The organism is Enterobacter sp. 148H3 (assembly GCF_034107425.1).
In the GTDB taxonomy this organism is placed as follows: domain Bacteria; phylum Pseudomonadota; class Gammaproteobacteria; order Enterobacterales; family Enterobacteriaceae; genus Enterobacter; species Enterobacter vonholyi.
This window is the reverse complement of the sequence record NZ_JAWNEI010000006.1, coordinates 119,415-140,674: the sequence shown is the minus strand read 5'-3', so window position 1 is coordinate 140,674 and position 21,260 is coordinate 119,415. Positions and strand designations below refer to the sequence as shown.

Annotated in this window: 24 protein-coding genes and 1 other annotated feature; of the genes, 16 read left to right on the top strand and 8 right to left on the bottom strand. The window is 55.7% G+C overall.

Going from position 1 to position 21,260, the window contains the following annotated elements:
* Positions 1 to 60: 60 nt before the first annotated feature.
* Complete coding sequence (gene pfkB, locus USH94_RS10825; RefSeq protein ID WP_111965611.1) at positions 61 to 993, bottom strand: 6-phosphofructokinase II; 933 nt, start codon at positions 991 to 993, stop codon at positions 61 to 63.
* Between the two features lie 295 nt (positions 994 to 1,288).
* Here pfkB and USH94_RS10820 point away from each other — a divergent pair, with 295 nt between their 5' ends.
* Complete coding sequence (locus tag USH94_RS10820; protein WP_111965612.1) at positions 1,289 to 2,047, top strand: YdiY family protein; 759 nt, start codon at positions 1,289 to 1,291, stop codon at positions 2,045 to 2,047.
* An 80-nt stretch (positions 2,048 to 2,127) separates the two neighbouring features.
* Here the strand turns inward: USH94_RS10820 and yniD are convergent, their stop codons facing one another.
* Both yniD and yncL read right to left on the bottom strand, forming a co-directional pair.
* Complete coding sequence (gene yniD / locus USH94_RS10815; RefSeq protein ID WP_008500658.1) at positions 2,128 to 2,235, bottom strand: small membrane protein YniD; 108 nt, start codon at positions 2,233 to 2,235, stop codon at positions 2,128 to 2,130.
* A gap of 98 nt (positions 2,236 to 2,333) precedes the next feature.
* Positions 2,334 to 2,426 (bottom strand): stress response membrane protein YncL, encoded by a 93-nt coding sequence (gene yncL / locus USH94_RS10810; RefSeq protein ID WP_021241082.1) that lies wholly within the window; start codon positions 2,424 to 2,426, stop codon positions 2,334 to 2,336.
* A 322-nt stretch (positions 2,427 to 2,748) separates the two neighbouring features.
* On the opposite strand from yncL, the gene thrS reads away from it, so the two are divergent.
* The 14 genes from thrS (at position 2,749) to selO (ending at position 15,387) form a co-directional block, all read left to right on the top strand.
* Positions 2,749 to 4,677 (top strand): threonine--tRNA ligase, encoded by a 1,929-nt coding sequence (gene thrS, locus USH94_RS10805; RefSeq protein ID WP_008500657.1) that lies wholly within the window; start codon positions 2,749 to 2,751, stop codon positions 4,675 to 4,677.
* A gap of 3 nt (positions 4,678 to 4,680) precedes the next feature.
* Positions 4,681 to 5,223, top strand: coding sequence for a translation initiation factor IF-3 (gene infC / locus USH94_RS10800; RefSeq protein WP_014069901.1), 543 nt, complete (start codon positions 4,681 to 4,683; stop codon positions 5,221 to 5,223).
* Between the two features lie 97 nt (positions 5,224 to 5,320).
* On the top strand, positions 5,321 to 5,518 hold the full coding sequence (gene rpmI, locus USH94_RS10795; RefSeq protein WP_003030583.1) for a 50S ribosomal protein L35: 198 nt from the start codon (positions 5,321 to 5,323) through the stop codon (positions 5,516 to 5,518).
* Between the two features lie 50 nt (positions 5,519 to 5,568).
* Positions 5,569 to 5,925, top strand: a complete 357-nt coding sequence (gene rplT / locus USH94_RS10790; RefSeq protein ID WP_000124850.1) for a 50S ribosomal protein L20 — start codon at positions 5,569 to 5,571, stop codon at positions 5,923 to 5,925.
* A gap of 117 nt (positions 5,926 to 6,042) precedes the next feature.
* Positions 6,043 to 6,167: a sequence feature (Phe leader region), on the top strand.
* Positions 6,048 to 6,092, top strand: a complete 45-nt coding sequence (gene pheM / locus USH94_RS10785) for a pheST operon leader peptide PheM (RefSeq protein WP_001386830.1) — start codon at positions 6,048 to 6,050, stop codon at positions 6,090 to 6,092. It overlaps the preceding feature by 45 nt.
* Before the next feature lie 62 nt (positions 6,168 to 6,229).
* Positions 6,230 to 7,213 carry a phenylalanine--tRNA ligase subunit alpha gene (gene pheS, locus USH94_RS10780; RefSeq protein WP_020884406.1) on the top strand — a complete coding sequence of 328 codons (984 nt, stop codon included), beginning with the start codon at positions 6,230 to 6,232 and terminating at the stop codon, positions 7,211 to 7,213.
* 15 nt (positions 7,214 to 7,228) lie between these two features.
* Positions 7,229 to 9,616, top strand: a complete 2,388-nt coding sequence (pheT, locus tag USH94_RS10775; protein ID WP_111965613.1) for a phenylalanine--tRNA ligase subunit beta — start codon at positions 7,229 to 7,231, stop codon at positions 9,614 to 9,616.
* A 4-nt stretch (positions 9,617 to 9,620) separates the two neighbouring features.
* Positions 9,621 to 9,920 carry an integration host factor subunit alpha gene (gene ihfA / locus USH94_RS10770; protein ID WP_003857805.1) on the top strand — a complete coding sequence of 100 codons (300 nt, stop codon included), beginning with the start codon at positions 9,621 to 9,623 and terminating at the stop codon, positions 9,918 to 9,920.
* Between the two features lie 103 nt (positions 9,921 to 10,023).
* On the top strand, positions 10,024 to 11,004 hold the full coding sequence (gene btuC / locus USH94_RS10765; protein ID WP_111965766.1) for a vitamin B12 ABC transporter permease BtuC: 981 nt from the start codon (positions 10,024 to 10,026) through the stop codon (positions 11,002 to 11,004).
* Positions 11,005 to 11,026: 22 nt separating this feature from the next.
* A complete protein-coding gene (locus USH94_RS10760; protein ID WP_111965614.1) occupies positions 11,027 to 11,578 on the top strand; it encodes a glutathione peroxidase in 552 nt (183 codons plus the stop codon).
* The gene (btuD, locus tag USH94_RS10755) at positions 11,578 to 12,333 is read left to right on the top strand and encodes a vitamin B12 ABC transporter ATP-binding protein BtuD (protein WP_111965615.1); all 756 of its coding nucleotides are present in this window, start codon (positions 11,578 to 11,580) and stop codon (positions 12,331 to 12,333) included. Before USH94_RS10760 ends, btuD begins: the two co-directional genes overlap by 1 nt.
* Before the next feature lie 74 nt (positions 12,334 to 12,407).
* Complete coding sequence (locus USH94_RS10750; protein WP_111965616.1) at positions 12,408 to 12,872, top strand: C40 family peptidase; 465 nt, start codon at positions 12,408 to 12,410, stop codon at positions 12,870 to 12,872.
* 294 nt (positions 12,873 to 13,166) lie between these two features.
* Positions 13,167 to 13,883 (top strand): EAL domain-containing protein, encoded by a 717-nt coding sequence (locus tag USH94_RS10745; protein ID WP_111965617.1) that lies wholly within the window; start codon positions 13,167 to 13,169, stop codon positions 13,881 to 13,883.
* A 61-nt stretch (positions 13,884 to 13,944) separates the two neighbouring features.
* Positions 13,945 to 15,387 (top strand): protein adenylyltransferase SelO, encoded by a 1,443-nt coding sequence (gene selO / locus USH94_RS10740; RefSeq protein ID WP_111965618.1) that lies wholly within the window; start codon positions 13,945 to 13,947, stop codon positions 15,385 to 15,387.
* A 44-nt stretch (positions 15,388 to 15,431) separates the two neighbouring features.
* Here selO and USH94_RS10735 read toward each other — a convergent pair whose 3' ends face one another.
* The 5 genes from USH94_RS10735 to USH94_RS10715 are packed head-to-tail and all read right to left on the bottom strand — an operon-like array spanning position 15,432 to position 20,205.
* Positions 15,432 to 16,202: a 3-hydroxybutyrate dehydrogenase gene (locus tag USH94_RS10735; RefSeq protein WP_111965619.1), complete on the bottom strand. Its 771-nt coding sequence runs from the start codon at positions 16,200 to 16,202 to the stop codon at positions 15,432 to 15,434.
* A gap of 10 nt (positions 16,203 to 16,212) precedes the next feature.
* Positions 16,213 to 17,604 (bottom strand): GntP family permease, encoded by a 1,392-nt coding sequence (locus USH94_RS10730; protein ID WP_111965620.1) that lies wholly within the window; start codon positions 17,602 to 17,604, stop codon positions 16,213 to 16,215.
* A 43-nt stretch (positions 17,605 to 17,647) separates the two neighbouring features.
* Complete coding sequence (locus tag USH94_RS10725) at positions 17,648 to 18,829, bottom strand: acetyl-CoA C-acetyltransferase (RefSeq protein WP_111965621.1); 1,182 nt, start codon at positions 18,827 to 18,829, stop codon at positions 17,648 to 17,650.
* A 9-nt stretch (positions 18,830 to 18,838) separates the two neighbouring features.
* Complete coding sequence (locus tag USH94_RS10720; protein ID WP_111965622.1) at positions 18,839 to 19,495, bottom strand: CoA transferase subunit B; 657 nt, start codon at positions 19,493 to 19,495, stop codon at positions 18,839 to 18,841.
* A 2-nt stretch (positions 19,496 to 19,497) separates the two neighbouring features.
* Entirely contained in the window at positions 19,498 to 20,205 is a 708-nt protein-coding gene (locus USH94_RS10715) for a CoA transferase subunit A (protein WP_111965623.1), read from the bottom strand.
* Positions 20,206 to 20,345: 140 nt separating this feature from the next.
* Here USH94_RS10715 and USH94_RS10710 point away from each other — a divergent pair, with 140 nt between their 5' ends.
* A complete protein-coding gene (locus USH94_RS10710) occupies positions 20,346 to 21,248 on the top strand; it encodes a LysR family transcriptional regulator (RefSeq protein ID WP_181574048.1) in 903 nt (300 codons plus the stop codon).
* Positions 21,249 to 21,260 lie beyond the last annotated feature (12 nt).

Here is a 21,260-nt window from a genome sequence, read left to right as displayed (position 1 = left end):
GTTTGCGTTTGGCGACTCGGTGATGACATTCCCCTCCGTAAAGACGAAGGGGAACAGGCGTTAATTTCGGGACAGGTAATCGACGATTTTTTGCGTATCGGCAAGTGAACAGAGACGTGTGCCCTGGTTGATGGTGGCGGCGCTACCCGCCGCTACGCCGTAGCGTGTCATTTCGAGCAGAGACGCGCACTGCGCCAGTTTGAGCGTCATCGCGCCCACCATGCTGTCACCCGCGCCAACCGTGCTCTGACTCTTCATCGGCGGCGGAACAACCTGAACGGATGACGATTCATCAACTGCAAGCGCCCCCTGAGGGCCAAGGGAAACCACCACGCGCCGCGCTTTGCCGCTGCGCACCAGCTCCTGCGCGGCGGTGCGAACATCGTCAGGCTGCGTCAGTTCGCGGTTGACCAGCGCGCTTAACTCTTTCTGGTTGGGTTTGACCAGTTCAAGATTGCCCGGCACCAGTGCCGCCTGCAGGGCCTCACCGCTGCTGTCAACGATGCAGCGGATACCGCGTTGCTGTGCAGCCTGAATCAGCGCCGTCAATTTTTCCGTGCTGACGCCAGGCGGCAGGCTGCCGCTTACCACCAGCAGCGCGCCGCTTTCTATCGTCAGCACTTTCTCTTCAAGCTGACGAAACTCGTCATCGGTAAGTTTCGCGCCCGGCATGACAAAACGGTACTGTTCGCCGCTGGATCCCACGTGGACATGCAGGTTTTGCCGCGTCCAGTCTTTCGCCTCGACGGTGTCTACGGCCACCTGTTCATCGGCCAGCAGAGAGACCAGGTGTTCACCGGTAGCACCACCTGCGGGAAAAATGGCCGTGGCTTTGCCGCCGAGATGGGTAATGGCGCGTGCCACGTTGATCCCGCCGCCGCCAGGCTCAAAGACCGGGGCGCTACAGCGCAATTTACCTTCCGGGTAAATCTGCGGCGTCAGGGTGGCGGAATCAAGGGAAGGGGAGAGCGTCAGGGTGTAGATAGAAACCATCATTACCTCCTTTTAGCATGGGTTCCTTTTAGTCTGGCACCATTTGTCAGGAAGGCAATGTAAATAACAGTATGATTTTAAATATGAATACTGAATAAAAGTCAGGCCGGAGATATATAAAATAAAACGCTTTTTGAGATCGTTCTTATTCAAAAAATGAAATAAGAAAACATTGCTATGTTATTTGCGGCTTTTTATAATTTGTTACCTTTCTCTGGACGCCTTGTCATTGATCCTCAAGAAAGATTCCGGGACCGTGTGGTCTCTTTTTTTGTTGTACGGACTCCTTAATAAAATGAAGCTTTTAAAGACAGTGCCCGCTGCACTGATGCTGGCGGGTGGCGTGTTTGCGGCTATGAACGCGACCGCCGATGATTCCGTTTTTACTGTCATGGACGATCCATCCACCGCGAAAAAACCGTTTGAAGGTAACCTGAATGCTGGGTACCTGGCACAATCCGGTAACACGAAAAGCTCTTCTCTGACGGCGGACAGTACGCTCACATGGTACGGTAATACTACCGCCTGGTCTCTGTGGGGTAATGCCAGCAACACTTCCGCTAACGACGAACGTTCTTCCGAGAAATATGCGGTAGGCGGACGTAGCCGTTACAACATGACCGATTATGACTATCTGTTTGGTCAGGGGAGCTGGTTAACCGACCGTTACAACGGTTATCGCCAGCGCGATGTCTTCACCGCCGGTTATGGTCGTCAGTTCCTGAACGGACCGGTACACAGCTTCCGTTTTGAATTCGGTCCGGGTGTGCGTTATGACGAATACACCAATGGCGATACCAAAACTCAACCGCTCGGTTACGCTTCCGGTACCTATGCCTGGCAGATGACTGACAACACCAAATTTACCCAGGGTGTTTCTGTATTTGGTGCCGACGATACGACGTTGAACTCTGAGACGGCGCTTAACGTGGCTATCAACGAACACTTTGGTCTGAAACTCGCCTACAACGTGACCTGGAACTCTTCACCACCAGAATCTGCGCCGGATCATACCGACCGCAGAACCACGGTTTCACTGGGTTATAGAATGTAATAAAAGCGGGCCGATGATGATGTCGGCCCGTTTATTGTCTGTAACTTTTTGATGTCCCTTCTGATGACCTGCATTCGCCCCTAGCCCCAAATCATTGCCGCCCAACGGAGTAGCAGCATTGCGCCGCAGATGGCAATCAGCACCAGCACCATTTTCCAGTGTTTTACGGCAAATCGTTTTGTTGGCATAACCTAATCCTTGTTCGTTAATATCCACAGTCTACCAAACAGGGCCGAAATATGCCCCTTTTCAGGATCGATTGGGTTATGCCAGCGTAGGGTTTGGCTCAGAACCAGTGGAATCGTTCGGCGAGAATCAACAATAAACCTGTGGCGGAAAGGATGTTCAATATCACAACCGTTCTACTGGATACGTTCATGGTATGCACCTTTGGGTTTAAGGACCTGTTCAAGAGTAGCCCAGCATCTTCGAAATGCGAGCGCAGGGGAGAAGCAACCTGCAAATTCGTGCGAAAGTGCCAGCCCATCAATCTGGCCGCAGAGGGTGCAATCTCCTTTCCGTTAGTGTTAACATTACGTCGCTTGCCGTAAATCCGAATTAATCTGAATTCGGCAGGTAAATGATGACGAACCAATTTGACGATTGTTGGTCAGATGGTGTCGTAATCTATTGTCAAATCACGATTATTTTCTTTGTATATGCTCTTATGTGTGGGGCATCACTGCAAATAAGGATATAAAATGCCTGTAATTACTCTTCCTGATGGCAGCCAACGCCATTTCGACCGTGCTGTTAGCCCAATGGATGTTGCCCTGGACATTGGTCCTGGTCTCGCGAAAGCGACTATTGCTGGCCGTGTTAACGGTGAGCTGGTGGATGCCTCCGACCTGATTGAAAACGATGCGACGCTTGCCATCATCACCGCGAAAGACGAAGAAGGTCTGGAGATCATTCGTCACTCCTGCGCGCACCTGTTAGGTCATGCCATCAAACAGCTGTGGCCAAACACCAAAATGGCGATCGGTCCGGTTATCGACAATGGTTTCTACTACGACGTTGACCTTGACCATACTCTGACTCAGGAAGATATCGACGCGCTCGAAAAACGTATGCACGAGCTCGCCGAAACGAACTATGACGTCATCAAGAAGAAAGTCAGCTGGCACGAAGCGCGTGAAACCTTCGTGAAGCGCGGCGAGAGCTATAAAGTCTCTATTCTTGACGAAAATATTTCCCATGATGACAAGCCTGGCTTGTACCATCACGAAGAATACGTCGACATGTGCCGTGGACCGCACGTGCCGAACATGCGCTTCTGTCATCACTTTAAGCTGATGAAGATCGCGGGCGCCTACTGGCGTGGCGACAGCAACAACAAGATGTTGCAGCGTATTTATGGTACCGCGTGGGCCGATAAAAAAGCCCTGAACGCGTACCTGCTGCGCCTGGAAGAGGCGGCGAAGCGTGACCATCGTAAAATCGGCAAGCAGCTTGACCTGTACCACATGCAGGAAGAAGCGCCGGGTATGGTGTTCTGGCATAACGACGGCTGGACCATTTTCCGTGAGCTGGAAACGTTCGTACGCTCCAAGCTGAAAGAGTACCAGTATCAGGAAGTAAAAGGCCCGTTCATGATGGACCGTGTGCTGTGGGAAAAAACCGGCCACTGGGACAACTACAAAGATGCGATGTTCACCACCTCGTCTGAGAACCGTGAATACTGCATCAAGCCAATGAACTGCCCGGGCCACGTTCAGATCTTTAACCAAGGTCTGAAATCCTACCGCGACCTGCCGCTGCGTATGGCGGAGTTCGGTAGCTGCCACCGTAACGAACCATCAGGTGCGCTGCACGGTCTGATGCGTGTTCGTGGCTTTACTCAGGATGATGCGCATATCTTCTGTACTGAAGATCAGGTCCGTGACGAAGTTAACGCCTGTATTCGTATGGTCTACGATATGTACAGCACCTTTGGCTTCGAGAAGATCGTGGTCAAACTCTCAACGCGTCCGGAAAAACGTATCGGCAGCGATGAGACCTGGGATCGCGCAGAAGCGGATCTCGCCGTGGCGCTGGAAGAGAACGGCATTCCGTTCGAATACCAGCTGGGTGAGGGCGCATTCTACGGTCCGAAAATTGAATTTACCCTGTATGACTGCCTCGATCGCGCATGGCAGTGCGGTACTGTACAGCTGGACTTCTCCCTGCCGCAGCGTTTAAGCGCCTCTTATGTTGGCGAAGACAACGAACGTCAGGTACCAGTAATGATTCACCGTGCTATTCTCGGTTCTCTGGAGCGCTTCATCGGCATCCTGACCGAAGAGTTCGCTGGCTTCTTCCCAACCTGGCTTGCGCCAGTGCAGGTCGTGGTGATGAACATTACCGATTCTCAGGCGGATTACGTTAAAGAATTGACGCAGAAACTACAAAATGCGGGCATTCGCGTAAAAGCAGACTTGAGAAATGAGAAGATTGGCTTTAAAATCCGCGAGCACACTTTACGTCGTGTCCCGTATATGTTGGTCTGTGGTGATAAAGAGGTGGAAGCAGGCAAAGTTGCCGTTCGCACCCGCCGTGGTAAAGACCTGGGCAGCCTGGACGTAAGTGAAGTGATTGAGAAGCTGCAACAAGAGATTCGCAGCCGCAGTCTTCAACAACTGGAGGAATAAGGTATTAAAGGCGGAAAACGAGTTCAAACGGCACGTCCGAATCGTATCAATGGCGAGATTCGCGCCCAGGAAGTTCGCTTAACAGATCTTGAAGGTGAACCACTGGGGATTGTGAGTCTGAGAGAAGCGATCGAAAAAGCTGAAGAAGCTGGAGTAGATTTAGTTGAAATCAGCCCTAACGCCGAACCGCCAGTTTGTCGTATCATGGACTACGGCAAGTTCCTTTATGAAAAGAGTAAGTCTTCTAAGGAACAGAAGAAGAAGCAAAAAGTTATCCAGGTTAAGGAAATCAAATTCCGTCCTGGTACCGACGATGGCGATTATCAGGTAAAACTCCGCAGCCTGATTCGCTTTCTGGAAGATGGCGATAAGGCCAAGATCACACTGCGTTTCCGTGGTCGTGAGATGGCCCACCAACAGATTGGTATGGAAGTGCTTAACCGCGTCCGTGACGATCTGAGTGAACTGGCAGTAGTCGAATCCTTCCCTACGAAGATCGAAGGCCGCCAGATGATCATGGTGCTCGCTCCTAAGAAGAAACAGTAAGGCCTTCAAGCAGCAAAATCTGTGGAGCCTTCGGGTTTCATAGGTTTTGTTCGCCTATGTTTCGTTTATTTAACAATGCGAAGTGGAAGTTATTAAGATGCCAAAAATTAAGACCGTACGCGGTGCTGCTAAGCGCTTCAAAAAAACCGGTGGTGGTGGATTTAAGCGTAAGCACGCAAACCTGCGTCATATTCTGACCAAAAAATCTACTAAGCGTAAACGTCACCTGCGTCCAAAAGGCCTCGTTTCTAAAGGCGATCTGGGTCTGGTTATCGCGTGCCTGCCGTACGCATAAGCCGTTAACGTTTAATTTTTTACTAAGAATATAGATACAGGAGAGCACATATGGCTCGCGTAAAACGTGGTGTAATTGCACGTGCACGTCACAAGAAAATTTTGAAACAAGCTAAAGGCTACTACGGTGCGCGTTCACGCGTTTACCGCGTTGCCTTCCAGGCTGTTATCAAAGCAGGTCAGTACGCTTACCGTGACCGTCGTCAGCGTAAGCGTCAGTTCCGTCAACTGTGGATTGCGCGTATCAACGCAGCAGCACGTCAGAACGGTATTTCTTACAGCAAATTCATCAACGGCCTGAAAAAAGCCTCTGTTGAAATCGACCGTAAGATCCTGGCTGACATCGCAGTATTCGACAAAGTAGCGTTCACCGCTCTGGTCGAAAAAGCGAAAGCAGCACTGGCATAAGCCAGTTGAGAGAGGGGGCCTGGCTCCCTCTTTTCATATAACCCTGTAAGAAGATTGACATTTACCCGTGCAGGCTTTTCAATAAGGTCTTAACAGTTTTTACCAGACAAGGTAACGCAAGCATGAATGCTGCTATTTTCCGCTTCTTCTTTTACTTTAGCACCTGACTTCAGGAGGCTAGCGCGTGAAAGATGAAACGAAAAACAGCGCCAGATAAGCCTCCCGATGGAGGCTTTTTTTGTGCCTGAATTTGAGAGAATAACTCCACCAAATCGGTGTCTGCACCGACATAATGAGGAAAATCATGTCACATCTCGCAGAGCTGGTTGCCAGTGCAACAGCCGCCATTAATCAGGCCTCAGATGTTGCCGCGTTAGACAATGTCCGCGTCGAATATCTTGGGAAGAAAGGGCACCTGACCCTTCAGATGACAACCCTGCGTGAGCTGCCGCCAGAAGAACGTCCGGCAGCGGGAGCGGTGATTAACGAAGCCAAGGAGCAGGTACAGCAGGCGCTTAACGCACGTAAAGCCGAGCTGGAAAGCGCTGTGCTGAATGCGCGTCTGGCCGCAGAGACGATCGACGTCTCTCTGCCGGGTCGCCGCATCGAGAACGGCGGTCTGCACCCGGTTACCCGCACCATCGATCGCATTGAAAGTTTCTTCGGTGAGCTCGGCTTTACCGTGGCGACTGGCCCGGAAATCGAAGATGATTACCACAACTTCGACGCCCTGAACATTCCTGGCCATCATCCGGCACGCGCTGACCACGACACTTTCTGGTTCGACGCAACGCGTCTGCTGCGTACTCAGACCTCCGGCGTTCAGATCCGTACCATGAAGGAGCAAGAGCCACCAATCCGTATTATCGCGCCGGGCCGCGTCTATCGTAACGACTACGATCAGACCCACACCCCAATGTTCCACCAGATGGAAGGCCTGATTGTTGATAAAAACATCAGCTTCACCAACCTGAAGGGCACGCTGCACGATTTCCTGAACAACTTCTTTGAGGAAGATCTGCAGGTTCGTTTCCGTCCGTCCTACTTCCCGTTCACCGAACCGTCTGCGGAAGTTGACGTGATGGGCAAAAACGGCAAGTGGCTGGAAGTGCTGGGCTGCGGCATGGTGCATCCAAACGTGCTGCGCAACGTAGGTATCGATCCGGAAGTCTACTCCGGCTTTGCCTTCGGTATGGGCATGGAGCGTCTGACCATGCTGCGCTACGGTGTGACCGATTTACGGGCATTCTTCGAAAACGATCTGCGTTTCCTCAAACAGTTTAAATAAGGGCAGGACAGAACAATGAAATTCAGTGAACTGTGGTTACGCGAGTGGGTGAACACCACGCTGGACAGCGACGCGCTTTCTAACCAGATCACCATGGCGGGTCTGGAAGTAGACGGCGTTGAGCCGGTTTCCGGTGCCTTCAACGGCGTGGTCGTCGGCGAAGTGGTAGAGTGCGGCCAGCACCCTAACGCTGACAAACTGCGCGTGACAAAAGTGAACGTGGGCGGTGACCGTCTGCTGGATATCGTCTGCGGTGCGCCAAACTGCCGTCAGGGCCTGAAGGTGGCCGTGGCGACCGTCGGGGCGGTACTGCCGGGCGATTTCAAAATTAAAGCGGCTAAGCTGCGCGGCGAGCCGTCTGAAGGCATGCTGTGCTCCTTCTCCGAGCTGGGTATTTCCGACGATCACAACGGCATCATCGAGCTGCCGCTGGATGCGCCAATCGGCACCGATATCCGTGAATACCTGAAGCTTGACGACAACACTATTGAAATCAGCGTCACGCCAAACCGTGCCGACTGCTTAGGTATCATCGGCGTGGCGCGCGACGTGGCCGTGCTGAACCAGACCGAACTGAACGCGCCGGAGATCGCGCCGGTTGAAGCGACCATCAGTGACGTGCTGCCTATTCAGGTTGACGCTGCGGATGCCTGCCCGCGCTACCTCGGTCGCGTGGTGAAAGGCATCAACGTGAAAGCGCCAACTCCGCTGTGGATGAAAGAGAAGCTGCGCCGCTGCGGTATTCGCTCTATCGACGCCGTGGTCGACGTGACCAACTACGTCCTGCTGGAGCTGGGCCAGCCAATGCACGCGTTCGATAAAGATCGTATCGACGGCGGCATCGTTGTGCGCATGGCGAAAGAGGGCGAAACCCTGGTTCTGCTGGACGGCAGCGAAGCGAAACTGAACGCCGACACTTTGGTGATTGCTGACCACAGCAAGGCGCTGGCAATGGGCGGTATTTTCGGAGGCGAGCATTCGGGCGTCAACGACGAGACGCAAAACGTGCTGCTGGAATGTGCGTTCTTCAGCCCGCTCTCCATCACCGGTCGCGCACGCCGTCACGGCCTGCATACCGATGCCTCTCACCGCTACGAGCGCGGTGTTGACCCGGCGCTGCAGTATAAAGCGATGGAACGTGCGACCCGCCTGCTGATCGACATCTGCGGCGGTGAAGCGGGCCCGGTCATCGACGTCACCAACGAGGCGACGCTGCCGAAGCGTGCGACCATCACCCTGCGCCGCAGCAAGCTGGATCGTCTGATTGGTCACCACGTTGCCGATGCGCAGGTGACCGATATCCTGAAGCGTCTGGGCTGTGAAGTAACCGAAGGCCAGGACGAATGGAAAGCCGTTGCGCCGTCATGGCGTTTCGACATGGAAATTGAAGAAGATCTGGTGGAAGAAGTGGCCCGTGTTTATGGCTACAACAACATCCCTGACGAGCCTGTGCAGGCAGGTCTGGTGATGGGCACCCACCGTGAAGCCGACCTGTCCCTGAAGCGTGTGAAAACCATGCTGAACGACAAAGGCTACCAGGAAGTGATCACCTACAGCTTTGTTGATCCAAAACTGCAGCAACTGATCCATCCGGGCAAGGAAGCGCTGATCCTGCCAAGCCCAATCTCCAGCGAAATGTCCGCGATGCGTCTGTCCCTGTGGACGGGCCTGCTGGGTACTATCGTTTATAACCAGAATCGTCAGCAAAACCGCGTGCGCATTTTCGAAAGCGGTTTGCGCTTTGTACCGGATAATCAGGCAAATTTAGGCATCCGTCAGGATCTCATGCTGGCCGGCGCCATCAGCGGTAACCGCTATGAAGAGCACTGGGACCTGGCAAAAGGGACGGTTGATTTCTACGATATGAAGGGCGATCTGGAAGCGATTCTGGATCTGACCGGTAAATTATCTGAAATTGAATTCCGCGCAGAAGCCATCCCGGCCCTGCATCCGGGCCAGAGCGCTGCCATCTATTTAGACGGCAAACGCGTTGGTTTTATTGGGGTTGTTCACCCTGAGCTGGAGCGTAAACTGGATCTGAACGGCCGTACCATCGTGTTCGAGCTGGAATGGAACCCGGTGGCTGACCGCGTGATTCCTCAGGCTCAGGACGTCTCCCGCTTCCCGGCAAACCGCCGTGATATCGCGGTTGTGGTCGCGGAAAATGTGCCTGCAGCAGATATTTTGGCCGAATGTAAGAAAGTTGGCGTAAATCAGGTAGTTGGCGTAAACTTATTTGACGTGTACCGCGGCAAGGGCGTAGCAGAAGGTTTCAAGAGCCTCGCTATTAGCCTTATCCTTCAGGATACCAGCCGTACACTCGAAGAAGAGGAGATTGCCGCTACCGTCGCCAAATGTGTAGAGGCATTAAAAGAGCGATTCCAGGCATCATTGAGGGATTGAACCTATGGCGCTTACAAAAGCTGAAATGTCAGAATATCTGTTTGATAAGCTTGGGCTTAGCAAACGGGATGCCAAAGAGCTGGTAGAGCTGTTTTTCGAAGAGATCCGTCGTGCTCTGGAAAATGGTGAGCAGGTAAAACTCTCCGGTTTTGGCAATTTTGATTTGCGAGACAAAAACCAACGTCCGGGCCGCAACCCGAAGACGGGGGAAGATATTCCCATTACAGCCCGCCGCGTGGTGACCTTCAGACCCGGCCAGAAGTTAAAAAGCCGTGTCGAAAACGCAACGCCTAAAGCAGAGTAATATGAACTAACTAAAAAGGCCGCCCATGCGGCCTTTTTTCTTTGCGCTCTTCGGCAAACCCGCCGTAAAATCAATTACATCTCACGCTACTAAAACCGTACACATGCTTGATTATGCCCATCACCAGCACCGTTCCGATCGGCGTCACCTGCTTTTGCTGGTGCTGTTGCTCATTGCCTCCGCGGGCGTGAGCCTCTGCGCGGGCGACAGATGGATTGGGCCTGAAAGCTGGTGGGGGCCTGACGGGCAGCTCTTCGTCTGGCAAATTCGCCTGCCGCGCACCGTCGCGGTGGTACTGGTCGGTGCCGCGCTGGCGCTATGCGGCACCATAATGCAGGCGTTGTTTGATAACCCTCTGGCGGAGCCGGGGCTGCTCGGCGTGTCGAACGGAGCGGGCGTAGGCCTGATTGCGGCGGTAATGCTGGGAGGAGGAGAACTCTCGGGATGGCGTATTAGCCTGAGCGCTATTCTCGGTGCACTGCTGATCACAGCGATCCTTCTTCGTTTCGCCAGACGGCACTTATCGACCAGCCGTCTGCTGCTTGCCGGCGTGGCGCTGGGGATCATCTGTAGCGCGTTGATGACCTGGGCGGTCTACTTCTCAACATCCTTTGACCTGCGACAGCTCATGTACTGGATGATGGGCGGTTTTGGCGGCGTTGACTGGCACCAGGGCTGGCTGATGGCGCTGCTGGTACCGGTCATCGTGTGGGCTGCCCTGCAGGCGCAGCCGCTGAATATGCTCGCGCTGGGTGAAACCTCTGCCCGCCAGCTCGGTATGCCGATTGGATTCTGGCGCAATGTGCTGGTAATAGCCATTGGCTGGCTGGTCGGCGTCAGCGTGGCTCTGGCGGGCGCGATCGGTTTTATCGGGCTGGTGATCCCGCACATGCTGCGTCTGTGTGGCCTCACGGACCACAGAACCCTGCTTCCGGCCTCGGCGGTTGCCGGGGCCGTCACGCTGCTGGTGGCCGACGTCATCGCCCGGCTTGCCCTGACGGCCGCAGAGCTGCCCATTGGTGTGGTGACCGCCACGCTGGGCGCGCCGGTATTTATCTGGCTACTATTAAAAGCTGGACGTTAAATCGACAACCTGAGGAAATGCTATGCAGTCAGATATCCTGAATACTGAAGTGACCACCATTGATGGCGATAAAACCACGCTGGAACGCTACAAAGGAAACGTGCTGCTGATCGTCAACGTGGCATCCAAATGTGGCCTGACGCCCCAGTACGAGCAGCTGGAAAATATTCAGAAGGCCTGGGAGAAAGACGGTTTTACCGTGCTGGGCTTCCCGTGCAACCAGTTCCTGGGCCAGGAGCCGGGCAGCGAAGAAGAGATTAAAACCTTCTGCAGCACCACCTATGGCGTGACGTTCCCGATGTTCAGCAAAATCGATGTCAACGGCGAAGACCGCCATCCGCTGTATGCGAAGCTGATCGCCGCCGCGCCGAAGGCCGTTGCGCCTGAAGGAAGCGGTTTTTATGAACGCATGGCCAGCAAAGGCCGCGCGCCGCTTTACCCGGACGATATCCTGTGGAATTTTGAAAAATTCCTGATTGGTCGCGATGGCCAGGTCGTTCAGCGTTTTTCGCCCGATATGACCCCTGAGGATCCGATCGTCATGGAATCGATCAAGCTGGCGCTGGCGAAATAATGTCTTTGCTTATGCAGCTCATGGACGTTGCCGAGAAGGGACGTCTGGAGCCGATAACCGGCGCCGTCAATGCGGGAGAAATCCTGCATCTTGTCGGGCCGAACGGCGCAGGAAAGAGCACGCTGCTGGCACGGATGGCAGGCATGACTGACGGAGAAGGGCAGATAACGCTGCTTGAGCATACGCTCGCCGACTGGTCACCGGTCTCGCTGGCGCATCGGCGCAGTTACCTCGTGCAGCAGCAGGTGCCGCCCTTTGCGATGCCGGTCTGGCATTATCTGATGCTGCATTTGCACGACAAACAACATACAGCACTGCTGACTGACGTGGCCGCGGCCCTCGGGCTGGAAGATAAACTATCCCGGCACGCCAGCCAGCTTTCCGGCGGAGAGTGGCAGCGGGTGCGACTTGCGGCTGTCATCCTTCAGATCCACCCGGCAGGCAATCCTCACGGGCGGATGCTGCTTCTCGATGAACCCATGAGCGGTCTGGATGTGGCGCAGCAGGCAGCACTGGATACGCTTTTAAGCGCCCTGAGCCGACAAGGCATCGCCGTGGTGATGAGCAGTCATGACCTCAACCACACGCTGCGTCATGCCCACCGGGTGTGGCTACTGTCGCAGGGAAAGATGGTCGCCAGCGGTACTCGGGATCAGGTGCTTACGCCGCCCCATCTTGCCCGCGCATACAACATGTCGTTCCGAAGGCTGGATATAGAGGGACATAAGATGCTGATTTCTACCGGGCAAACGTAACCGTTTCTTGCCTCTTAGCACAATTGCACGCTAAATTACGAAAAGAACAAAAAAAGCAGAGGATTCGTCTGAAAATGCGATTCTGGTTTATCCTGATGGCCGCACTCTTTCTTGCGGGATGCAGTAGCCATCGTGCGCCGCCGCCTAACCCACGGCTTTCAGATTCGATCACCGTCATTGCCAGCCTCAACGACCAGCTGAGCAACTGGCGCGGTACGCCTTATCGCTACGGTGGCATGAGCCGCGGCGGCGTAGATTGCTCCGGCTTCGTTCTGATGACGTTTCGCGACAAGTTTGATTTACAGCTTCCTCGCGAAACGCGCAAGCAGGCCGAAATTGGTACTGAAATTGATAAAGACGATCTACTGCCCGGGGACCTGGTTTTCTTCAAAACCGGCTCGGGTGAAAGTGGTCTGCACGTGGGCATTTATGATACAGACAATCAGTTCATTCACGCCTCGACCAGCCGCGGCGTGATGCGTTCTTCTCTTGATAATGTTTACTGGCGTAAAAATTTCTGGCAGGCACGACGTATATAGTCTTTGTCAGAAACTTCTCTTATGGCGGCATGGTAACTAATAAATCATGCCGTTTTTTCTCAAATAAGATGCTTAAAGTTAAATTTATCTAAAATTACCGAATCCTGCATGTGTCTGTTTTATCTAAAACTGGCTATTATTTTGCAACCAGGATAAAATTATTTTAGATTCAGGGATAAATCTGAAAATAAATACGGAACTAATGAAATTATTCTTATTAAAATCAAGACAGTGGAATTGTGTCGGCAATTGCTCCAGGATGTCCTCTCTCATCTTTAATGCGGAGCGAGTGCAATGATTATTACGCTAGATAATGCTTACCAGTCTGAACTGCTGCTTCTGCCCGCCCGTAATAGCGCAGGGGAGCTTAAAGGTTTAGAGGTTCTGGTTAACTTTACTGGCGTCGGCAGCGATGTGAGGATCCCCACTGAACTCGTTATCCCTCGGCTTTCAGCAGCTGAAGAGTTAGTGCTTTTTAACGAAAAACTGCAATTGCTTGATACCTGTAAACTGTTTTTTATTCAGCATCAGTTAATTGCATGGATCAATATTACACCTGCAATAGTTGAATTTTTATTAAGTAATGGAAACGCTGTTTCAATTCTTGAGCGTTATCCGTTTCTTGAGTTTACTGTTAATGAGAATTATCCAGGTTTAAATAACGGCAAGGACGATCTGCAGCTGGCGAGAATGGCAATCCATTTCCCGTTGGTGCTGGCAAACTTTGGCGCAGGCGCCGCCTCGCTCAAAGCTGTCTATGATGGATTATTTAAACGGGTAATCCTCGATAAAGGATTCATTCAGCAGCGCGCACCGGAGCTCTCTTTTGAGCCTTTTATGCGCGCCATCCTCTGGCAAATCACACCGCATTGCCAGTCAGTGATCGTCTCGGGCATTGACGATCACAGCCTGTTGCAACGCGTGTTGTCCTTCAATTTTGGCGCCATGCAGGGCGCACTTTGGCCAGCCGTCTCTGCCGAGCACGTTACAACGCTGGTTCAGCAGCGATAACCCTTGCTTTCGCCCGTGTTTAAGTCCGGGTAAACCCTCTACACTAAAAGCAGGAGGACCTATGACCCTGTCTTTTACTGCTCAATGGCATGACGAGTTGCCCGGCTTTTACACCGCACTCAAACCAACACCGTTACAAAATTCACGCCTTATCTGGCATAACGATTTGCTGGCAGAAGAACTGGCCATTCCGCCTGAGCTGTTTCAGCGTTCAGAGGGCGCTGGCGTCTGGGGAGGTGAAACGTTACTCGCCGGAATGCAACCACTGGCGCAGGTTTATAGCGGACATCAGTTTGGCGTCTGGGCGGGTCAACTGGGCGACGGCAGGGGGATCCTGCTCGGTGAACAACGGCTTTCCAACGGAGAAACGGTTGACTGGCACCTGAAAGGCGCGGGCCTGACGCCCTATTCGCGAATGGGCGACGGGCGTGCGGTTCTGCGTTCAACGATCCGCGAATGCCTGGGCTCCGAAGCGATGCATGCCCTGGGGATCCCCACCGCCCGCGCGCTGTCGATCGTTACCAGCGATACGCCGGTTGTGCGCGAAACCGTGGAAAAGGGCGCAATGCTGATGCGTATCGCGCAAAGCCATCTGCGCTTCGGTCATTTTGAGCACTTTTACTATCGTCGCGAGCCGGAAAAGGTGCGCCAGCTGGCAGACTTTGCCATTCGCCACCACTGGGCGCATCTGATGGACGAGGCGGATAAATACGTGCTCTGGTTCAGGGATGTGGTGGCCCGTACCGCAACCCTGATTGCCCGCTGGCAAACGGTAGGCTTTGCCCATGGCGTTATGAATACGGACAACATGTCGCTTCTCGGGTTGACCTTCGACTACGGCCCGTTTGGTTTCCTGGACGATTATCAGCCGGGGTATATCTGCAACCACTCCGACTATCAGGGGCGCTACAGCTTTGACAATCAGCCCGCGGTGGGCCTGTGGAACCTGCAGCGGCTTGCGCAAACCCTGTCGCCGTTTATCGACGTTGATGCCCTGAATGATGCGCTCGACAGCTATCAGGACATATTACTGTGGGAATATGGCACGCTGATGCGCAACAAGCTGGGGCTGGTGACGCAGGAGAGGGGCGATAACGACATCCTCAATGGCCTGTTTGCCCTGATGGCGCGCGAGGGCAGCGATTATACGCGCACCTTCCGGATGCTGGGGCAGACGGAGCAGCACAGCGCCGCCTCGCCTCTGCGCGATGAGTTTATTGACAGACAGGCGTTTGACGACTGGTTTGCATCGTACCGCGCGCGGCTGCAGCAGGAAGAGGTAGATGATGCGACTCGCCAGACGCAGATGAACGCCACGAACCCGGCGATGGTGTTGCGCAACTGGCTGGCGCAGCGGGCGATTGAGCAGGCGGAGCAGGGCGAGTACGACGAGTTACACCGTCTGCACGTGGCGCTGCGCACGCCGTTTGCCGACCGTGATGATGATTACATCAGCCGCCCACCTGACTGGGGCAAGCGGCTGGAGGTCAGTTGCTCAAGCTAGAGATTTTTTGCCGGGAGGCGGCTTTGCCTTACCCGGCCTGAACATCACTGCGCGACCCAGCCGCCATCCATATTCCACGCGGCGCCGCGAACGTTAACGGCGCTGTCGCTGCACAAAAACAGCGCCAGTTCGCCCAGCTGCTCCGGGGTAACAAACTCGCCCGAAGGCTGTTTCTCCCCCAGAAGCTGTTCCCGAGCCTGCTCCGGCGGAATGCCGTCGGCGATACGCTTGTCGATTTGCTGTTGCACCAGCGGCGTCAGTACCCAGCCGGGACAGATCGCATTGGCGGTAATGCCGGTGCGCGCGGTTTCCAGCGCCAGCGATTTCGTAAAGCCCACCACGCCGTGCTTGGCAGCAACGTAGGCCGACTTCTCTTTTGACGCGACCAGCCCGTGAACGGAGGCGATATTAATGATGCGCCCCCAGTTTTTCTCGCGCATGGCAGGGAGCGCCAGCCGGCTGGTGTGAAACACCGACGAGAGGTTAATGGCGATAATGTCGTTCCATTTCTCTACCGGAAACGCGTCAACCGGCGCCACGTGCTGTATGCCAGCGTTGTTAACAAGAATGTCCACGCCGCCAAACTGCGATTCGGCGTAGCGCATCATAGCTTCAATTTCCAGCACGTCACGCAGGTCCGCATCGTGATAGCCCGGCTTTTTGCCCAGGTGCGCAATAGCTTCTCTTGCTGATTCGCTATCGCCGAAACCGTTGAGGATAAGCTGCGCCCCGGCCTTCGCCAGTACGCGGGCGATCCCAAGACCAATGCCGCTGGTCGAGCCGGTGACCAGGGCGGTTTTACCGTTCAGATTCATCTTTCTCTCCTTACACAATGCCGGTCAGATAGAACACGGCAATGACAAAAAGCACTGCCAGACTTTTAATGATAGTGATAGCGAAAATGCCGCCGTAGGCCTGGCGATGGCTCAGGCCTGTAATAGCCAGCAGGGTAATCACCGCGCCGTTATGGGGCAGCGTATCCATACCGCCGCTCGCCATTGAAGCCACGCGGTGCAGCACCTCAAGCGGGATATTGGCGGCGTGGGCGGCGGCGACAAACGAGTCGGACATGGCGGCGAGCGCAATACTCATCCCCCCGGACGCCGAGCCGGTGATCCCCGCAAGCACCGTCACGCTGATGGCCTCATTCAGCAGCGGATTCGGAATAGCCGCCAGCGCGTGGGATAACACCAGAAAACCGGGCAGGGCGGCGATAACCGCGCCGAAACCATACTCCGAGGCAGTATTCATCGCCGCAAGAATGGCGCCGCTCACCGCGGTCCGGCTGCCTTCCGCCAGACGCCCCCGGATGTTGCGAAAGCCAAAAATAAGCACCAGCAAGATACCGGCGATCAGCGCCGCTTCAACGGCCCAGATGGCGGTGATCTTGCCCACCTCGGTCACAATCGGTTTCGCCAGACCGGGCAGGGTCAGCTCGTGGGTCGTGCCGTACCAGCCGGGGATCCAGCGGGTAAACAGCAGATTCAGTATGCCCACCACCAGCAGCGGGGAGATAGCAATCAGCGGGTGAGGGAGGTTAATGTTGTCCGGCGTCTCCGGTTCATTTTTCAGATCCGTGCCATAACCCTCGTTGTTGCTGAGCGCCTTACGACGCTGGCGCTCCAGCCAGAGCAGGCCAAAGACGATAATAAACAGAGATCCGAACAGCCCCAGCCACGGTGCGGCCCAGGCGTTGGTACCAAAGAAGCTGGTGGGGATGATGTTTTGGATCTGCGGCGTACCGGGCAGGGCATCCATGGTAAACGAGAAGGCCCCCAGCGCCACGGTGGCCGGGATCAGCCGTTTAGGGATACCGCTCTGGCGGAACAGCTCCGCGGCGAACGGATAAACCGCAAACGCCACCACGAACAGCGACACGCCGCCGTAGGTTAACAGCGCACATACCAGGACAATTACCGGGATGGCGTGGCGACGGCCCAGGATCTGAATCGCGGTGGCGACGATGGATCGCGAGAAGCCGGAGAGCTCAATCAGTTTGCCAAACACTGCACCCAGCAGGAACACCGGGAAGTAGAGCTTGACGAAGCCCACCATCTTTTCCATGAACAGGCCGGTAAAGGTTGGGCCAACGGCGCCCGGATCGGTCAGCAGTACGGCACCGAGTGCCGCAATCGGCGCAAACAAAATCACGCTATATCCGCGATAGGCCGCCAGCATCAGCAGCCCCAGCGCCGCCAGGGCAATTAACACGCTCATTACGACTCCTCACTTTAATTATTTTCGGGTACCAACGAGATGCTTAACGTTCAACGGTGAGGGCGATGCCTTGCCCGCCGCCTACGCACAGGGTGACGAGTCCTTTTTTAACGTCACGGCGCTGCATTTCGTACAGCAGCGTCACGAGGATGCGGCAGCCGGAGGCGCCAATCGGATGACCCAGGGCGATCGCGCCGCCGTTAACGTTCACCTTTCGCTCATCCCAGCCAAGCTGCTTGCCCACTGCCAGCGCCTGTGCGGCAAAGGCTTCATTGGCTTCAATGAGGTCCACGTCATCGAGCGTCCAGCCCGCTCGTGCCAGCGCGGTCTGGCAGGCGCTGACCGGACCGATGCCCATCACCGCCGGATCAACGCCCGTCACGGCGTAACTCACGATGCGGCCCAGGATCGGCAGTCCGCTCGCCCGTGCGTTTTCGCCGCTCATCAGCAGCACCGCAGCGGCACCGTCGTTGAGGGTGGAGGCATTTCCGGCCGTGACCGTGCCTTCCTCCTGCAAAAAGGCGGGGCGCAGCTGCGCAAGCTGCTCGGCGGTGGTGCCTGGCCGGGGCTGCTCGTCACGGCTGACAATAAGCGGAGGCTTTTTACCCTGTTTCACCGTCACCGGCGCAATCTCCGGGTCAAAACGACCCGCTTCCGCGGCGGAAGCCGCTTTCTGCTGCGACCGGGCAGCGAAGGCGTCCTGCTCTTCGCGGGAAACGCCAAACTGCCGGGCGACGTTTTCAGCGGTGATCCCCATGTGGTAATCGTTGAACGCATCCCACAGGCCGTCCGTAATCATGCTGTCCTGCAGGCCCGTATGGCCAAAACGCAGCCCTGAACGCGCGCCGTCCAGTAGATAGGGGGCGTTGCTCATGCTCTCCTGACCGCCTGCGATAATCGCGTCCGCGTCGCCGCATCGGATCGCCTGCGCGGCGAGCTGCACCGCTTTCAAGCCCGCGCCGCACACCAGGTTGACCGTAGTCGCCGGCGTGCTGACGGGTAACCCGGCGGCGATGGCCGTCTGACGCGCAGGGTTTTGCCCGCATCCCGCCGTCAGCACCTGGCCGAAAATCACCTCGTCTATCGTCTCTGCTGGAAGACCGCTGCTTTCAAGCAGACGATGAACCGCGACGGCTCCCAGCTCGGCCGCAGAGAGGGGCGCGAGCGATCCGCGAAAACTGCCAATGGGGGTTCGCGTTGCCCCGACAATCATGACCTCTTTCATGGTGAGTCCTCAGCTAAAGCGCATCTCGCGAACGTCGTCCGCCACAATCATTTTCCCGGCCGTTTTCGCCGCGATTTCATCGATACTGACGCCGGGGGCGTATTCCCGCAGGATGAACGCGCCGTCCGCGATCTCGAGCAGCGCGAGGTCGGTTAAGACCCGGCGGATACAGCCCACCCCCGTGAGCGGCAGCGTGCAGCGCGACAGCAGCTTTGACTCACCGCTTTTCGACGCGTGGGTCATCACCACAATGATGTTCTGCGCTCCGGCGACGAGATCCATCGCGCCGCCCATACCCTTCACCATCTTTCCGGGGATCATCCACGAGGCGATATTGCCTTCGACATCCACCTCAAACGCGCCCAGCACAGTCAGGTCAACATGGCCGCCGCGGATCATGGCAAACGACTGGGCCGAGTCGAAAATGGCCGCGCCCGTCCGTGCGGTCACGGTCTGTTTACCGGCGTTGATCATGTCCGCATCAAGGCTCTTTTCGTCAGGAAACGCGCCCATCCCCAGCAGTCCGTTTTCCGACTGAAGCATCACGTCCATTCCTTCCGGAATGTAGTTCGCCACCAGGGTAGGAATACCGATCCCCAGGTTGACGTAATATCCGTCGCGCAGCTCGCGGGCGACGCGCATGGCCATCTGTTCACGGGTTAACATCGTCACACTCCTTCCGCGCGCAGGGTGCGCTGTTCAATACGTTTTTCAAACTGGCCGACAATCAGCCTGTCGACGTAAATGCCCGGGGTATGAATGGACGACGGGGGCAGCTCGCCCGGGGGAACAATCTCTTCCACCTCGACGACCGTTATCCGGCCCGCCGTTGCCATCAGCGGATTAAAATTTTGCGCGGTATGCCGGTAGACGACGTTGCCGTACCAGTCCGCTTTCCAGCCCTTGATCAGCGCGAAATCACCGGTAATGGCCTCTTCGAGGATGTAGTGCTTACCGGCAAACTGGCGCACGTCTTTGCCGGTAGCCACGGGCGTGCCGTAGCCGGTGGCCGTGTAAAATGCCGGGATACCCGCACCGCCCGCGCGCACCTTTTCCGCCAGCGTGCCCTGAGGCGTGAGTTCAATCTCCAGTTCGCCGCTCAGCACCTGCTGCTCGAACAGCGCGTTTTCGCCGACGTAAGAGGCCACCACTTTGCGAACCTGCCGCGTCTCAAGCAGAAGCCCGAGACCGAAGCCGTCCACGCCGCAGTTGTTTGATACCACCGTCAGATCTTTCACCTGACGGCGTCTGACCTCTGCTATCAGGTTTTCCGGAATCCCGCACAGGCCGAAGCCGCCCGCCAGCAAAGTCATTCCGTCCGTCAGCCCATCCAGCGCCTGCGCATAGCTGTCGACGCGCTTATCCAGTCCCGCCATCGTCATTCCTCCTCTTAACCGTGGCGGTATCATTAGGGGCGGCAACTCATTTGTTAATTTTGAATTTGTGACCCACTCATTTGGTTTTTTTATTAATTTCCTGTTAACTAAATTTTTTCAATTAGTTAACAAGGTGAAAAATGAGAATGAGTGTCAAACAGTTACGCGCGTTTTTAGCGGTAGCTCACACTCTCAATTTCGCGCACGCCAGCGAACGGCTGAATCTTTCCCAGCCGGCCCTGAGCCTGACGATTAAAGCGCTGGAGGACGCGCTCGGCGGACCGCTGCTGCAGCGGAGCACGCGCAAGGTCGCGCTGACGCAGGAGGGCGAGACGTTTTTGCCGATGGCGCGCCAGCTGCTTGCCGACTGGGATAACGTCGAAGAGGCGATGCACCAGTGCTTTACCCTGCAGCGCGGTAAAATTTCGGTTGCGGCCATGCCGTCGTTTGCCGCGAATGTCCTGCCCGAGGTGCTGAAAGCGTTTCGCGATCGTCATGCCGGGATTAACGTCACCGTGCATGACGTTATCAACGAGCAGGTGATAGAGATGGTGCGGGAAGGGCGCGTGGAGATGGGTATCGCCTTTGAGCCCGCGCCCACGCACAACCTGCTGTTTACGCCGCTGGGCCTCGACAGGTTTGTAGCCATTGTGCCGAAAGATTCCCCGCTGGCAGGCAAAAAGCGCCTGACATGGGAAGCGCTGCTGACGCTGGATTTCATCACCCTGCAGCGCCCCTCGGCGGTACGTCTGATGATGGAGGAGGAGCTGGCGCGAAGCGGCAGAAAGCTGGACGTGGCGCTGGAGAGTCATCAGCTGGTTACGGTCGGGCGAATGGTCGCGAGCGGGCTGGGCGGCAGTGCCGTCCCGGCGCTCTGCGAGGCGCAGATGACGGCGCTGGGCGCGGTCTGTATTCCGCTGGATAACCCGTCGATTGAAAAGTGCATCGGGGCGATCCATCCCGGGCACACGCAGCTCTCAAAAGCGGCGCATGCCCTGCTGGAAACGCTGAAGGATTTTTTTCAGCCGGGTCAGGCGGTGTGACCCGGCTGACCC

Excerpts from the sequence above, each read along its gene's own strand:
- pfkB (WP_111965611.1), bottom strand. The coding sequence starts at position 993 with ATGGTTTCTATCTACACCCTGACGCTCTCCCCTTCCCTTGATTCCGCC.
- USH94_RS10820 (WP_111965612.1), top strand. The coding sequence starts at position 1,289 with ATGAAGCTTTTAAAGACAGTGCCCGCTGCACTGATGCTGGCGGGTGGC.
- yniD (WP_008500658.1), bottom strand. The coding sequence starts at position 2,235 with ATGCCAACAAAACGATTTGCCGTAAAACACTGGAAAATGGTGCTGGTG.
- yncL (WP_021241082.1), bottom strand. The coding sequence starts at position 2,426 with ATGAACGTATCCAGTAGAACGGTTGTGATATTGAACATCCTTTCCGCC.
- thrS (WP_008500657.1), top strand. The coding sequence starts at position 2,749 with ATGCCTGTAATTACTCTTCCTGATGGCAGCCAACGCCATTTCGACCGT.
- rpmI (WP_003030583.1), top strand. The coding sequence starts at position 5,321 with ATGCCAAAAATTAAGACCGTACGCGGTGCTGCTAAGCGCTTCAAAAAA.
- rplT (WP_000124850.1), top strand. The coding sequence starts at position 5,569 with ATGGCTCGCGTAAAACGTGGTGTAATTGCACGTGCACGTCACAAGAAA.
- pheS (WP_020884406.1), top strand. The coding sequence starts at position 6,230 with ATGTCACATCTCGCAGAGCTGGTTGCCAGTGCAACAGCCGCCATTAAT.
- pheT (WP_111965613.1), top strand. The coding sequence starts at position 7,229 with ATGAAATTCAGTGAACTGTGGTTACGCGAGTGGGTGAACACCACGCTG.
- ihfA (WP_003857805.1), top strand. The coding sequence starts at position 9,621 with ATGGCGCTTACAAAAGCTGAAATGTCAGAATATCTGTTTGATAAGCTT.
- btuC (WP_111965766.1), top strand. The coding sequence starts at position 10,024 with ATGCTTGATTATGCCCATCACCAGCACCGTTCCGATCGGCGTCACCTG.
- USH94_RS10760 (WP_111965614.1), top strand. The coding sequence starts at position 11,027 with ATGCAGTCAGATATCCTGAATACTGAAGTGACCACCATTGATGGCGAT.
- btuD (WP_111965615.1), top strand. The coding sequence starts at position 11,578 with ATGTCTTTGCTTATGCAGCTCATGGACGTTGCCGAGAAGGGACGTCTG.
- USH94_RS10750 (WP_111965616.1), top strand. The coding sequence starts at position 12,408 with ATGCGATTCTGGTTTATCCTGATGGCCGCACTCTTTCTTGCGGGATGC.
- USH94_RS10745 (WP_111965617.1), top strand. The coding sequence starts at position 13,167 with ATGATTATTACGCTAGATAATGCTTACCAGTCTGAACTGCTGCTTCTG.
- selO (WP_111965618.1), top strand. The coding sequence starts at position 13,945 with ATGACCCTGTCTTTTACTGCTCAATGGCATGACGAGTTGCCCGGCTTT.
- USH94_RS10735 (WP_111965619.1), bottom strand. The coding sequence starts at position 16,202 with ATGAATCTGAACGGTAAAACCGCCCTGGTCACCGGCTCGACCAGCGGC.
- USH94_RS10730 (WP_111965620.1), bottom strand. The coding sequence starts at position 17,604 with ATGAGCGTGTTAATTGCCCTGGCGGCGCTGGGGCTGCTGATGCTGGCG.
- USH94_RS10725 (WP_111965621.1), bottom strand. The coding sequence starts at position 18,829 with ATGAAAGAGGTCATGATTGTCGGGGCAACGCGAACCCCCATTGGCAGT.
- USH94_RS10720 (WP_111965622.1), bottom strand. The coding sequence starts at position 19,495 with ATGTTAACCCGTGAACAGATGGCCATGCGCGTCGCCCGCGAGCTGCGC.
- USH94_RS10715 (WP_111965623.1), bottom strand. The coding sequence starts at position 20,205 with ATGGCGGGACTGGATAAGCGCGTCGACAGCTATGCGCAGGCGCTGGAT.
- USH94_RS10710 (WP_181574048.1), top strand. The coding sequence starts at position 20,346 with ATGAGAATGAGTGTCAAACAGTTACGCGCGTTTTTAGCGGTAGCTCAC.